Origin of the sequence: Bradyrhizobium cosmicum (assembly GCF_032290525.1) — a bacterium.
GTDB classification, from domain to species: domain Bacteria; phylum Pseudomonadota; class Alphaproteobacteria; order Rhizobiales; family Xanthobacteraceae; genus Bradyrhizobium; species Bradyrhizobium cosmicum_A.
The window spans coordinates 1-275 of record NZ_JASXTA010000212.1 but is presented as its reverse complement, the minus strand read 5'-3'; the positions used below and the strand labels follow the sequence as shown (position 1 = coordinate 275).

1 protein-coding gene is annotated in these 275 nt (G+C 68.0%); it reads left to right on the top strand.

The window, feature by feature from the left end:
* Positions 1-275: hypothetical protein (locus tag QSV46_RS39695; protein WP_314964090.1), on the top strand; the 275-nt coding region annotated here is incomplete at both ends.

Sequence of the window (275 nt, the reverse complement as noted above, 5' to 3'; positions counted from 1 at the left end):
GCGCCTACGTGCTGGCGACGCTGCGGCGACCGCTGGACGCGGCGGCGTTGCGGATGCCCGGACGGGCGATCGGCTTAAAGTGGTTCGGCATCGACAAGAAGGCGCGCACGCTCCAAGTCGCGCTGTCGCCGCCGCCGCTGGTTCGGCCCGGCACCAGCTTAAAGATTCCGGTCAAGCTCGGCGGGCTCAGTCCCGGCGAGGACGCCAAGGTCGTGGTTGCCGCGGTTGATGTCGGCATCCTCAATTTGACCAACTACAAGCCGCCGGCTCCGGAC